The organism is Pseudomonas sp. LBUM1643 (assembly GCF_059716215.1).
Genome location: NZ_CP166813.1, coordinates 4162445 through 4174807, shown reverse-complemented (window position 1 = coordinate 4174807; position 12363 = coordinate 4162445). Strand labels below are relative to the sequence as shown.

Genomic DNA, 12363 nt, shown 5'->3' with positions numbered 1-12363 from the left:
GCAAACGCAGCGGGGCCGATTCGCTCCAGATCAGGAGAGCCCTCGATGTTGAATGATGTACACCTGCTGGAGCGGCACAGCCTGCTCAGCTCAACCGATTACCGTGAGATCAAAGCCAAGGTCAGCCATTACCTGTGCCCGCACAGCTTCAACGTGCTGCGCGACGCACCCATCTACACCCGGCTCAATGGGGTATTTTTCGGCGACCTGGCATTGCTCGACTTGCGTTACGGCGCCCCGGTGGAAATCACCATCGGCGACATTGCCGATCAGTACCTGTTTCGCATTACCTTGCAGGGGCAGTGCGAAGTGGCGCACGGACGGCAAAGCGCGGCGATGCAGTCGGGCTACCTGAGCGTTTCCTCGCCGTTCGCGCAAAGCCGTATCGTCACCGATGGCCAATGCCGCAACCTGATCCTGCGCGTCGATCGTGACGCTCTGGAGAGGCAACTGCAACGCTTGCTGGATCGCAGCCTGCGACAGTCGGTGATCTTTGATGTCAGGGTCGACCATCTGAGCGCCGGTGCCGTCAGCCTTTATCACACCCTGGACTATATCTGCCGGCTGTACGGCAGCGGCGTCGACGGCTCGCGCATTGCCAGCAGCCTGTCCGACTACCTGATGCAATTGCTGCTGACCCAGCTGCCGCACAACTACTCCGCGGATTTGTTGAACGACGCCCGCGCACCGCTGCCGCATCACGTGAAAAAAGCCCGTGACTACATCGAGGAACATCTCGACGAGCCGATCAGCCTGGCGACCTTGAGTGAACTCTGTGGCGTCTCGGTGCGCACCTTGCAGAACGGCTTCAACCAGTTCCTCCAGCAGGCGCCGGTCGACTACATTCGCGACCGCCGTCTGGCGCTGATCCACGAATCACTGAAGCAGGCCAGGGTCGGGGAAACCGTCACCGATATCCTGCTGCGTCACGGCATCAACAGCTTCGGACATTTCTCCAGCGGCTACCGGCAACGCTACGGCTGCCTGCCGTCGGATACCCTGCGACGGCACAAGCATTGAGACTTCTGCGCAATGGGTCAGTCGGTTGCGCAATCGGATAAGTCGATGGCGGCAGGGCTCGTTAGGATCGAGTCTCTTACAAAAGGAGCATCTCGATGAATATTACCGTGCTGGGTGGTGGTCACGGCTGTTACGCCGCTGCTGTCGAAATGGCCGAGAAAGGCCACCTGACTCGCCTGTGGCGTCGTGACGGCGCAGCCCTCAAGGAATTGCTGGCCATCGGCACGCTGACGATCAGGGACTACCTGGGCACTCGTCAGTTGTCTGTCGGTCAGCAGGGAGACAAGCTGTCGCTGATCGACGACCTCGCCGAAGCCCTGAGTGATGCGCAACTGGTCATCATCCCGCTGCCGTCGACCTCCCACGAAGACCTCGCCAAACACGTCGCGCCGCACCTGCGCGATGGTCAAGTGGTGTTCCTGCCACCGGGTACCTTCGGCAGCTACGTGTTCGCCAAGGCCATGGCCGATGCGGGCAACCAGAGCAAAGTCGCCTTCGCCGAAACCGGTACGCTGCCCTATCTGGTGCGCAAGCACGGCGCCAGCGACCTGGTGATCAGCGGCTACGCCACCCGCCTGCCGACCGGCGTATTCCCCAGCAACCTGTCCGAACACGCCTTCGCTGTGCTGCGCGAAGCTTACCCGAGTGTCGAGCCGATTGAAGACGCCTTGAGCGGTGCGCTGATGAACGCAGGCCCCATCATTCATCCGCCGCTGATCATGATGAACGCCGGTCCGCTTGAGCATTTCGACGCCTGGGACATTCACAACGAGGGCACCCAGCCGTCGATTCGCCGCGTGACCAACCAGCTGGATGCCGAGCGCATGGCTGTGCGCGAAGCGCTGACCTATGGCGCGCCGCACTTTCCGCTGGCCGATCACTACAACACCACCGACGGCGAAGAGTGGATGTACGGACGGGGTGCCCATGGCAAGCTGACCGATAGCGGCGATTGGCGCGAAGACATCGACCTGCAGACCCATCGCTACATGCTGGAAGACACTCGCCTGGGCCTGTCCTTTCTGGTTTCCGTGGGGCGCTGGGCCGGTGTCCCGACCCCCGTGGCGCAAGGCCTGCTGAGCATCGCCTCAGTGGTGGCGGCACGCGACCTCTACGCCGAAGGCCGCACCCTGGAGAACCTGGGTCTGGCCAGTCTTGACCGGGCGCAAATGATCGAGCTCCTGACCCGGGGCTACAACTGATGAACGCGGCGCTGCCGTCTGTCAGCGTGGTCGGTGCCGGCCGGATGGGCGAGGGCATTGCGCTGGCGTTCATCCACGCGGGCCTGCCCGTCACCCTCATCGACATCAAGGAGCGCGCCGAGGATGAGCGGCGCGACTACTTCGAGCGTGTGCGAAACAATGTCCGCGGCGAACTGCAGATGCTGGTGCGCCTCGGCGTGCTCCTGCCGGACCAGGCGGACATCGCGATGTCACGGTTGACGCTGCAAGCCAGATCCCGCGCTGCAGCGACACTGAGCGAGTGCGACCTGGTGTTCGAAGCCGTGCCGGAAGTCATTGCGGTGAAGCAGGAGACCTTCGCCTGGGTCAGCGAGCATGTTCCGGCCTCGACCATCATTGCCTCGACGACCTCGACCTTTTTGGTCACCGAGCTGAGTGGAATGGTCAGCGAGCCGAAGCGTTTCGTGAACGCGCACTGGCTGAATCCGGCGTACCTGATGCCGCTGGTGGAAGTCAGTCGCAGCGAAAAGACGTGCCCGCACGTGGTCGAGCGGCTGCTGCAACTGCTCAAACGCATCGGCAAAGTGGCCGTGGTGTGCAATCCGGTCGCCGGCTACATCGTCCCGCGCATCCAGGCACTGGCGATGAACGAAGCCGCACGGATGGTCGAGGAGGGCGTGGCAAGCGCGGAAGATATCGACACTGCGGTGCGCGTGGGTTTCGGCCTGCGCTTCTCGGTCCTGGGCCTGCTCGAGTTCATCGACTGGGGGGGAGGCGACATTCTCTACTACGCATCGCGTTACCTGAGCGGCGCGCTGGCACCGCGTTTCGAATCGCCACAAGTGATCGCCGACAATATGCAAAACGGCCGCAATGGCCTGCGAGACGGCCAGGGCTTCTACGACTACCGCGACATGGATGTGGACGCCTACAAGCAACAGCGCCTCGGCGACTTCGTGCGCAAGCTGGAACTGTCGGGGCTGACGCCGGCGTTTGAGGGTGCCTTGAAGCAGTCCTGAGCAACTGGGCCTGGAAGCCGGGCCCAACCTTCGCGTCACTGCCCACTGTTTCACGCAAGCAGATAGACTGGTGGTCTGTTTACATTCTGTAAGATGTACCCCTCCCACCTTCACGAGCATTGAAAATGGATTCTCACTCGATCTTTACCTACACCCTCGTCGCCGCGATTGCCATCGCCAGTCCTGGACCCGCAACCTTGATGGCCATCAACAACAGCCTGGCTTACGGGCAACGCAGTGCGGTGTGGTCATCCCTGGGTAACGCGAGTGGCCTGTTCTGCCTGTCGGCTGCTGCGATGTTGGGGCTGGGGGCGTTGCTGGCCAGTTCCGAGTGGCTGTTCAACGCGGTGAAGATTCTGGGTGCGGGGTATCTGTTTTACCTGGGGGCCCGGCAGCTGTTCAACAAGAGTCCGATGCTTGCGGACGGTGTCCGGGATGACTCGAAGAAGAGCAGGCCCACGCCTTTCAAACTGTACAAGTCGGCCTTCCTGACGGCGGTCACCAACCCGAAGGCGACGATGTTTTACACCGCGCTGTTCCCGCAATTCATCGATCAGAGCGCAACGCTGTTGCCGCAGTTCTTCATCCTCACCTCGATCTTCATGGCGTTGTCGGTGGTCTCCCTGAGCCTTTACGCCGCGCTGGCTTCCCGGGCCAAGGGCGTGTTGACGCGGCCCGAGCTGTCCCGGTGGGTCAGCCGGGTCGTGGGGTCGACATTTATCTTTTTTGGCGCGGCCATCCTGACCATGCGTCGACAGACTGCATAAATGCCATAACGATCTGCTGCGGCTGATTGCGACCTGTCAGCAACGGCATTTCCATGGCCGTGGTCGCCTGAATTTGAATTGCACGACGATGCCCGACACAATCGCGTCCCGATCCGGCCGAAGGTGCCGGGCATTCGTGGTGAAAAGGAACTGCAGTTGAACGAACACACATTGTCCATGCGCCTGGAACGCGTGGCGGCGCATGTGCCCGCTGCTGCGCGCCTGGCCGATATCGGCTCGGATCACGGCTATCTCCCAGTAGCATTGATGCGCCGGGGTGTGATCGTCGCAGCGGTGGCTGGCGAGGTGGCATTGACGCCATTTCTCTGCGCCCAACGTACCGTGCGCGAGAATGGCCTGGAGCAGCAGATCACTGTGCGCCAGGCCAATGGCCTGGCAGCGATCGAGCCGGGAGACGAGATTACGACGATCACGGTCTGTGGCATGGGCGGTGAGACGATTCGCGACATCCTCGACAGCGGCAAGGCGCACCTGACCGGGCAGGAGCGCCTGATTCTGCAGCCCAACGGCGGTGAACAGCCACTGCGCCAATGGCTGATGGAAAACGGCTACTGCATCGTCTGCGAGGAGCTGCTGCAGGAAAACCGTTTCTACTACGAAATCATCGTGGCCGAACGCACCGGGCCCGTGCTGTACAGCGCCGAAGAATTGTACTTTGGGCCGTTGCAGATGCGGGCACGCAGCCCGGCGTTTCTGGTGAAGTGGCAGCGCATACTGCGCCACAAGCAGCAGACGTTGACCCACTTCACCCGGGCGCGGCAGGCCGTACCCGAGGAGAAGACTCAGGAAGTCGCCCAACAGGCCCGGTGGATCACCGAGCTGCTGGCTTGAGGATGGGGCGGCAGCGTTTTAGAAGTCGTAACGAGTCGTCAGCATGACGTTACGCGGGTCGCCGTAATAGGACGAGTTATAGAAGCCGATGTTGGTGTAGTAGTACTTGTCGAACAGGTTGTTGACGTTGACCGTTGCAGAAAGATGGTCAGTGAATTGATAGCGCCCCATCACGTCCACCAGCCAGTAAGCGTCCTGGGAAAATTCCTCGTCGGTGCCTTTGGCCCGGTTATTCAGGACCTGCCAGGCTTGCCCCTGCCAGCGGGCACCACCGCCGAGCGTGAGTTTGTCCAGGTTGCCCTGAAAGTTGTAGCTGGTGTAGAAACTGAGCTGATCCTCAGGTTCCCAGGTTGAAACCTTGTTGTCGTTTTCGTCCCGGGCGACCTTGTGGGTATAGCCGGCCTGCACTTGCCATCCCGGCGCCAACCGGCCGGAAATTTCTGCCTCGTAGCCTTTGGTGGTGGCCTTGATGCCCTTGTAGGCGTATTCAACGGCGGGGTTGGTCGGGGCCGCGTTGTAGGCATTGTCGGCCTCGGCGCGGTTGGTTTCGTGGATTTCGAAATACGCCAGGCTGGTGTTGAGTTGACCCTCGAAGTATTCGCCCTTGATGCCGACCTCGTAGTTCTTGCCCTCGTCTGGCTCCAGGATTTTGTTCTGACTGTCCATGTAATACAGCTGCGGCATGAAGATGCTGGTGTAGCTGGCGTACACCGTCAGGTTCTGGTTGAGGTCGTAAGTCACGCCGGCATAAGGCACCACCTTGCCCGTCTCACGAGTGTCGTCGGTACCGGTCAGCCAATAGTTCGCCACGCGTGCGCCGAGCATGACGTTGAGGTCATCGGTCACGCTGAAACGAGCGGTGCCATACCCGGCGGTCTGGCGCGTGGTTTGATCCGTCAGGGTGGCATTACCCCAATCCGGTTTGATGCTGTCGCCGTCCCAGTGATAGAAATCGATGACGTTGTTGGTGTACGTCGGGCTGTAATAACTTTTGCCTTTCCAGTGCGAGTTCGAGGCGGAGGTCCCCACCACCAGCTGATGCTCACGGCCTAGCAGATTGAAGGGGCCAGACAGGTAGACATCACCGGTGTCGCTGGTGGTTTCTCCGGTGAACTTGTTGGCATACACGCTGGATTGCCCGGTCACGGCATTCGGGCTGCTCTGAGCCGAACCCAGCTCAGCGTGATACCCGTTGATCTGGTGGTTGTACTGGGCCTTGGCGACCCATTCATTGGCAAAGGAATGTTCCAGCGTCGCAAATACCGTCCGCGTGTATTCCTCCCATCCACTCCATTTCGCGCCGTTGTTGAAAGACCGCGGCAGGCTGATTCGATCGCCATTGGAGTCAAACAGCGGACGGCTGCCGGACCAGCCGGAACCTTTAGGGTCGTTGTCCTGATAGTCGGCGCCCAACGTCAGCAGCGTGTCGGGTGTCAGGTCAACTTCCACGGTCCCGAAGTAGACACTGGTCTTGCGTTCATAGTGGTCCATGAACGAATGCTTTTCCTGGTAAGCGGCAATCCCCCGTGCGCGCACATTCCCGGTTTCGGTCAACGGGCCGCTGACGTCGATCTGCGACCGGTAGTTGTCCCAGCTGCCGGCGCCCAACTCGATATTGCCTTTGAACTCGGACGTCGGTTTCTTGCGGATCAGGTTGATTGTCCCGCCAGGGCCTCCCGCGCCTGTCAGCAATCCGGTGGCGCCCTTGAGCACTTCGACACGGTCGTAGATCGCCATGTCGGTCAACGTCTGGCCGGCCGAGAAGGCATCGTTGCGCAGGGTGGGAATACCGTCGTACTGGAAGTTCTGGATCGAGAAACCGCGCGCGTAATAGTTGGTGCGTTCACTGTCATAGGTGGACACCGTGATCCCCGGCGTGTGGCGCATCACATCGTCGATGGAGTTCAGGCCAAAATCATCCATGGTCTGGCGGGTAATCACGGAGATCGACTGCGGTGTCTCCCGGGGCGTGAGGACCAGGCGAGTGGCCGTGGCTATTGTGCCGGGCGTATACGACCCGGTGCCCTCGGTGATGGTGCCCAACTGGTTGGCGCTGACCTCGGTGGCTTGCAATTCCAGCTGCGCGCTGGCCGGTTTGGCGATCAACCGGTAACCGCTGCCCTCGCTGACAGCCTGCAGGCCCAGCGGATCGAGAATCAGCTCAAGGCCCTGATTGACTGCGAAACTGCCGTTCAAGCCCGTACTCCGAATGCCGGTGGTGAGCGCCGAGTCCGCGCCAATCATCACGCCCGATTGTTGGCCGAAGGCACCGAGTACGCTGTCCAGGCTGCCCGGCGCAATGTTGAAGGCGTGACGTTGCGCTTGCTCACTGGAACCTGTAGCGCTGGCGGCGCTGGCGAGCTGACTGGCGGTGGCAATAGAGAGGCCGAGGAGGGCTGTGCGCAAGGCACTGGCAAGCGGGGTAAGGCGACTGTGCATAAAGACTGTCCATGATGAGAAGGGTCGGCGGTGCGCTGTTTTTTCAGCGTCTTCCCTGGTCTTGATGCACGAGTTGGAAAAAACTGCCGGTTGCAGTGAAATATATTTCTGGCTAGGCCGGAACCACCGTGGCCCAGTAGCCCAATACCCGTTGCACGCGGATGGGCAGTACGCTGCTCAATAGATCGAGACTGTCATCCGGGCGGTCCAGAGAGAACGATCCAGACACTTGCAAACCGGCAATGGCCGGGTCGCAACGCAGCACGCCGCGTCGATAGCGATTGAGCTGGGTAATCACCTGGGCCAGTGGCATGCGTTCAGCAATCAACAAGCCGCGCGTCCAGGCTTCAGCGCTGGCCTTGACGCTTTCCAGTGGTCCGGTTCGGTGACTATCGAAAGCCACTTGCTGGTGAGTGCCCACGGTAAAACTGCCACCGCGCAACGGTTTCACCGTGGCACTGCCTGCCAGTACTTGCACCTGGGTGCCGGCCTGTTCTGTGAGGTCGTGACTGATGATCAGCCGCGACAGGGGCGCCGATTGCACCCAGCCATTGACGGTTTTCACCCTCACCGTGGCGCCGGCACCCACCGCCAGCAAAACGCGGCCCAGGTTCAATGTCAGTACCGGGGCGGTGGAGGTGTCGCGAACATCCAGCGCCGTGTAGGTATCCAGATTCAACTGAATGCCACCTGCCAGTTGGACCTGTCGGCGCTCGCCGGTGGGGGTGCGGTAATCACTGAACAGCTCGGGTAACAACACCCGTTCACGCACACTGAAACCGGTGGCTGTCGCCAGCCCCAGGCCGGCAACCCTTTGAGCAGCGTTCGGCGTGAAGGCGTGCTGCGCGCTTGCAACAACCGCCGGGCGCTGGAAGCGGGCAGGGCGGCGGTGCTGTCGCGTACATCACGGTTGAGCCCGGTCAGACGTTGCCAGGCCAGCTCATGCTGCGGGTGTTCCTTGCGCCAGTGTTGGCAGGCCTGTTGTTCGGCTGCGCCGCTGATTCCCGACTGCAACGCGACCATCCACAACATGGCTTGCTCGACGACTGCTTTGTCCAGCGGCTGGTTGTCTTCAGGTTCGAACACACTCATGCCTCGTACACCGCCGAGTAGCAGTGCCGATAGGCCTTGAGCATGGCTTTCTGGATCACGTTGATGCTGAGGTCCAGGCGCTCGGCAATTTGCGGATAGGTCAGGCCATCCAGTTGCGACAACAGGAAAATCTCCCGCACTTTGGTGCCCAGACCGTCCAGCACCTTGCCGACGGCGTCCAGGGCTTCCAGCACCAGCAGTCGGGTTTCGGGCGAAGGCGACAGTTCCGGTTCGAGAACAGCCAGTGTTTGCGCGTACGCTCGCTCCAACGCCTGACGGCGGAAATACTGCCCGCAGAGACGGCTCGCCACCGTGTTGAGGTAGGCGCGGGGTTCGCGAAAAAGCGGCAGGTTTTCACTGGTCAGAATGCGCACGAAGGTATCTTGCGCGAGGTCCAGCGCCTGCTCCTGGCTGCCCAGTTTTCGCCGCAGCAACTGCACCACCCAGCTGTGGTGCTGAACATAGAGTTCGCCTACGGCATGGTGGGTGGCAGGGGAGGAAGACATAGACAGGTTTCCAGGAAGGCGCTGACAAAAGAATTACATGATAATGCTTCTCATTAGTTGATGGGAGCAGTTTCTCTGTTGCTCGACTATTTTCAATGCGGGAGCAGCCAGTCAAACGTGTCGAGTCAGGCGCGATTCGATCGATGCGGCTGTTCAGAGTTGTTGGCCCCATCATGAGTGTCGAGCTGGCATGATCGGGGAGGGGACTTTGCTTTCATCCAGACGCCGGGATGATTAGGATGACGCATGCCCTTACACATCATCCTGCTCATACTCTTCGCCGCACTCCTGCACGCCAGCTGGAATGCGCTGCTGCGTGGCGGTGCCGACAGACTCTGGTCGATGACGGTCATGTGTCTGGCGGTCGCCATCGTCAGCGCAACGGCGGCCTTGTTCCTCACGCCACCAGCGCCAGTCAGCTGGTTTTATGTCGTGCTTTCAGCGGTCCTGCATGTGGGCTACAACCTGTTTCTCGTCAGGAGCTACAAGGTCGGAGACCTGGGGCAAACCTATCCGATCTCGAGAGGCTCTTCGCCCATCCTGATCACCCTCGGCGCATCGGTTTTTGCCGGAGAAAGTATCGGGGCAGCGGCGCTGCTGGGCATTGCATTGGTGTCGGGCGGGATTATTTCGCTGGCGTTCAAAGGGCGCAGGCTGGCGGTACCGAGCCTGCCTTACGCCTTGGGCACCGGATGTTTTATCGCCGCTTACAGCGTCACCGACGGGATTGGCGCACGCCTGTCCGGCGCACCGATCGCCTACACGGTATGGATGTGCGCCTTGTGGGGCATATTGATGCCACTGGTGTACATCGGCCTGCGCGGCGCCCCCAGTCTGTTTACGTTGCGTCCCGGTTTCTTCACGGCTTTCTTCGGCGGACTGGTCTCGCTGCTGGCCTACGGAATCGTCATCTACGCCATGTCCCACGCCCCCATGGGAGCGGTCTCGGCATTGCGCGAAACCAGCGTATTGTTCGCGGCGTTGATCGGTTATTTCTTCCTGGGCGAGACCCTGACTGTCCGCAAGGTGCTGGCGTGCGTGGTGATTGCCGCCGGCACGATTCTCATCGGCTGACGACGGCATGTAGGCGCGCAACATCATCGCCGGAGTGACCCTTGCTACGGTTGCCGATGTTCATGAAGGGCTGGTTGAAGGAGTCGCTACACTGGCTGATGCGCCGGCCTGACTGATCTGTATCAGCCAGAGGGATGGGGCCTGGCGGATATCAGGTTTTTTAACCCCTTCGAGGGCAAATGCCATGAGCGAAACCAAGTCATCCATCCGTCTGAATGAAGACATCTGTGTCCATATCTTCGTCGCCTCATCCGCCATGGTGGGCGTCTGCCTTACGGTTATCGGTATTTTTCAAGTGGTGACCACGTTGAGAAAAGAGGGATCCCTGGGGGATGACCTGCTTGCAATCAACGCCATTTTCTACCTGCTCACAACGATTCTGTCGTACTGGTCATTGCGAACCCGACAATTCAGCCGAAATCATCTGCTGGAAAAGTTCACTGACGGACTTTTCCTGGCCGCGCTGACCTGGACGACGGGGGTTGCAGGCTTCATCACATGGGCGATGACGTTTACGTAGCCGTCACGAAGCCTGTTCAGGTGCGATTCACTCACGCGGTTGGGGCGGTTCCAAGGGGATACCTGTGCTCCTACCAATAGCGGGGCGCTCACATCGATCATGAATTTCTACCTTTCTATTGACCTCATCCACACATGAGGTTTTATAAAGAGTGTCGCGTTGCCTTGGCAGCTTTCATTCGCCGCAGCGGTGACATTGGGAAAGGGAGCACATATGGATAAGCGTCACGTTGCATCGGGCCAACCTTCGCCATCGTCGGCAGAGGCCGTCGCCCTCAGGGATATCAATCCGCCAAAAAGTGGTTGGGCCGCCTTGTTGTCTGGCAGGAATGGCGTGCGCTCGCTCGCCCTTGCCGGGGGCGTCGTCCTGCATGCGATCAATGTTTATATCGCCACCACGATTCTGCCATCGGTCGTCAGGGACATCGGCGGTATCGACTACTACGCCTGGAATACCACGCTTTTCGTCGCCGCCTCCATTCTGGGTTCGGCTTTGTCGGCGAGGTTGCTCGCCCGTTCAGGGCCGCGTAGCGCGTACGTTATCGCCACGTTGGTGTTCGCAATCGGCACGTTCATCTGTGCCGTTGCCCCGTCAATGCCGGTCATGCTCTCCGGTCGCCTTGTCCAGGGGTTAGGCGGCGGTTTTTTGTTCGCGCTTTCCTACGCGATGATCCGGCTGGTATTCGATGAAGCTTTATGGCCGCGCGCGATGGCGCTGGTTTCCGGTATGTGGGGTGTGGCCACTCTGGTCGGTCCGGCCGTCGGTGGCATTTATGCGCAACTGGACGTTTGGCGGGCAGCGTTCTGGTCGCTCATTCCCGTCGCCCTGCTGTTTGCCGTGCTGGCTGTGATCGTGCTGCCCAAACGCAGCACGGATGAAATCGAACGCTCGCCGCTGCCACTCGCCCAACTCGTCCTGTTGACGTCGGCAGTGCTCGCCGTTTCATTCGGCAGCGTTTCCTCTGTTCTCCTCTGGAACATCGCGGGGCTGGCTGCCGCCGTCATTCTGACCCTCCTGCTGATCGGCACAGAAAGCCGCGCACGCCATCGGCTGCTGCCCGCCGGTGCCTTGCGCATCACCACAGCGTTGGGAGCGCTGTACGCAACGATGTCGCTACTGGCGGTCGCTGTGACCAGTGGCGAAATATTCGTGCCGCTGTTCCTCCAGGTTCTCCATCAACAATCCCCGCTCATTGCCGGCTACCTCGCAGCGCTGATGGCGGCCGGGTGGACGCTGGGGTCCATTGCCAGCGCAGGGGCGAGCGGCAAGGGCATCACCTGCGCAATTCTCGCCGGCCCGATGCTTGGCATGGCGGGCATGATCGCGCTGGCCGTTTTGATGCCCAGCGATAGTGCCGGTGGCTGGCCCGCGCTCATGCCCATATGCCTGGCACTGGTGGCAATCGGAGTGGGCGTGGGGATGGCATGGCCGCACCTGCTCACCCGCGTGTTTCAGGTCGCGCCGACGGGGGAGCAGGGCCTGGCAGCGGCGTCTATCACCACGGTGCAGCTATTCGCCACCGCGCTCGGCGCAGCACTCGCAGGCATGGTGGCAAACGTCGCCGGCCTCACGGATCCCGGAGGCATCGCGGGCATCGCCAATGCTGCGGTCTGGCTCTTTGGCCTGTTCGCATTCGCGCCAATCCTCGCCATCTTTACCGCAGTGCGCGTCGTCAGGTGTTACTCAAAAACTACGTAGGTAAAACGGTGACAGAAAAAGGCGATGGTTTTTTTCGTCGCCGTTTCTAGTCCTGAAATAGGTTTACACCTGTTTCACCCTGACGTCCGGCGCACCACCGAATTGGAGCAGAACCTCAATCCCTTGTAGGAGCTGTCGAGTGAAACGAGGCTGCGATCTTTTGATTTTGTTTTAAAGAAATGATCAAAAGATCGC

General features: G+C 60.5%; 12 protein-coding genes. 8 read left to right on the top strand and 4 right to left on the bottom strand.

Annotated features, from left to right (window positions below):
- The first annotated feature begins 45 nt into the window (after positions 1-45).
- The 5 genes from ACA063_RS18735 (at position 46) to ACA063_RS18715 (ending at position 4839) form a co-directional block, all read left to right on the top strand.
- Complete coding sequence (locus tag ACA063_RS18735; RefSeq protein ID WP_497662882.1) at positions 46-1020, top strand: AraC family transcriptional regulator; 975 nt, start codon at positions 46-48, stop codon at positions 1018-1020.
- 95 nt (positions 1021-1115) lie between these two features.
- The gene (locus ACA063_RS18730; protein WP_497662881.1) at positions 1116-2222 is read left to right on the top strand and encodes an NAD/NADP octopine/nopaline dehydrogenase family protein; all 1107 of its coding nucleotides are present in this window, start codon (positions 1116-1118) and stop codon (positions 2220-2222) included.
- The gene (locus tag ACA063_RS18725) at positions 2222-3220 is read left to right on the top strand and encodes a 3-hydroxybutyryl-CoA dehydrogenase (RefSeq protein WP_497662880.1); all 999 of its coding nucleotides are present in this window, start codon (positions 2222-2224) and stop codon (positions 3218-3220) included. Before ACA063_RS18730 ends, ACA063_RS18725 begins: the two co-directional genes overlap by 1 nt.
- Positions 3221-3345: 125 nt before the next feature.
- On the top strand, positions 3346-3987 hold the full coding sequence (locus ACA063_RS18720) for a LysE family translocator (RefSeq protein WP_194692294.1): 642 nt from the start codon (positions 3346-3348) through the stop codon (positions 3985-3987).
- A 156-nt stretch (positions 3988-4143) separates the two neighbouring features.
- Positions 4144-4839, top strand: coding sequence for a tRNA (adenine(22)-N(1))-methyltransferase (locus tag ACA063_RS18715; RefSeq protein WP_497662879.1), 696 nt, complete (start codon positions 4144-4146; stop codon positions 4837-4839).
- Positions 4840-4857: 18 nt separating this feature from the next.
- Here ACA063_RS18715 and ACA063_RS18710 read toward each other — a convergent pair whose 3' ends face one another.
- The 4 genes from ACA063_RS18710 to ACA063_RS18695 form a co-directional block, all read right to left on the bottom strand.
- Entirely contained in the window at positions 4858-7278 is a 2421-nt protein-coding gene (locus tag ACA063_RS18710; RefSeq protein WP_497662878.1) for a TonB-dependent siderophore receptor, read from the bottom strand.
- Positions 7279-7390: 112 nt separating this feature from the next.
- On the bottom strand, positions 7391-7957 hold the full coding sequence (locus ACA063_RS18705; protein ID WP_497662877.1) for a FecR family protein: 567 nt from the start codon (positions 7955-7957) through the stop codon (positions 7391-7393).
- Entirely contained in the window at positions 7954-8370 is a 417-nt protein-coding gene (locus ACA063_RS18700) for a FecR/PupR family sigma factor regulator (protein WP_497662876.1), read from the bottom strand. The genes ACA063_RS18705 and ACA063_RS18700 overlap by 4 nt, the downstream gene beginning before the upstream one ends.
- Entirely contained in the window at positions 8367-8876 is a 510-nt protein-coding gene (locus ACA063_RS18695) for a sigma-70 family RNA polymerase sigma factor (protein ID WP_497662875.1), read from the bottom strand. Before ACA063_RS18695 ends, ACA063_RS18700 begins: the two co-directional genes overlap by 4 nt.
- Positions 8877-9122: 246 nt before the next feature.
- Between ACA063_RS18695 and ACA063_RS18690 the strand changes: the two genes are divergently transcribed.
- From ACA063_RS18690 to ACA063_RS18680, 3 genes are all read left to right on the top strand, one after another.
- Positions 9123-9950 carry an EamA family transporter gene (locus ACA063_RS18690; protein WP_497662874.1) on the top strand — a complete coding sequence of 276 codons (828 nt, stop codon included), beginning with the start codon at positions 9123-9125 and terminating at the stop codon, positions 9948-9950.
- A 184-nt stretch (positions 9951-10134) separates the two neighbouring features.
- Complete coding sequence (locus tag ACA063_RS18685; protein ID WP_497662873.1) at positions 10135-10470, top strand: hypothetical protein; 336 nt, start codon at positions 10135-10137, stop codon at positions 10468-10470.
- Positions 10471-10683: 213 nt separating this feature from the next.
- Positions 10684-12168: an MFS transporter gene (locus ACA063_RS18680; protein WP_497662872.1), complete on the top strand. Its 1485-nt coding sequence runs from the start codon at positions 10684-10686 to the stop codon at positions 12166-12168.
- The last annotated feature ends 195 nt before the right edge of the window (positions 12169-12363 follow it).

Excerpts from the sequence above, each read along its gene's own strand:
- ACA063_RS18725 (WP_497662880.1), top strand. The coding sequence starts at position 2,222 with ATGAACGCGGCGCTGCCGTCTGTCAGCGTGGTCGGTGCCGGCCGGATG.
- ACA063_RS18710 (WP_497662878.1), bottom strand. The coding sequence starts at position 7,278 with ATGCACAGTCGCCTTACCCCGCTTGCCAGTGCCTTGCGCACAGCCCTC.
- ACA063_RS18685 (WP_497662873.1), top strand. The coding sequence starts at position 10,135 with ATGAGCGAAACCAAGTCATCCATCCGTCTGAATGAAGACATCTGTGTC.
- ACA063_RS18700 (WP_497662876.1), bottom strand. The coding sequence starts at position 8,370 with ATGAGTGTGTTCGAACCTGAAGACAACCAGCCGCTGGACAAAGCAGTC.
- ACA063_RS18695 (WP_497662875.1), bottom strand. The coding sequence starts at position 8,876 with ATGTCTTCCTCCCCTGCCACCCACCATGCCGTAGGCGAACTCTATGTT.
- ACA063_RS18720 (WP_194692294.1), top strand. The coding sequence starts at position 3,346 with ATGGATTCTCACTCGATCTTTACCTACACCCTCGTCGCCGCGATTGCC.
- ACA063_RS18680 (WP_497662872.1), top strand. The coding sequence starts at position 10,684 with ATGGATAAGCGTCACGTTGCATCGGGCCAACCTTCGCCATCGTCGGCA.
- ACA063_RS18735 (WP_497662882.1), top strand. The coding sequence starts at position 46 with ATGTTGAATGATGTACACCTGCTGGAGCGGCACAGCCTGCTCAGCTCA.
- ACA063_RS18730 (WP_497662881.1), top strand. The coding sequence starts at position 1,116 with ATGAATATTACCGTGCTGGGTGGTGGTCACGGCTGTTACGCCGCTGCT.
- ACA063_RS18690 (WP_497662874.1), top strand. The coding sequence starts at position 9,123 with ATGCCCTTACACATCATCCTGCTCATACTCTTCGCCGCACTCCTGCAC.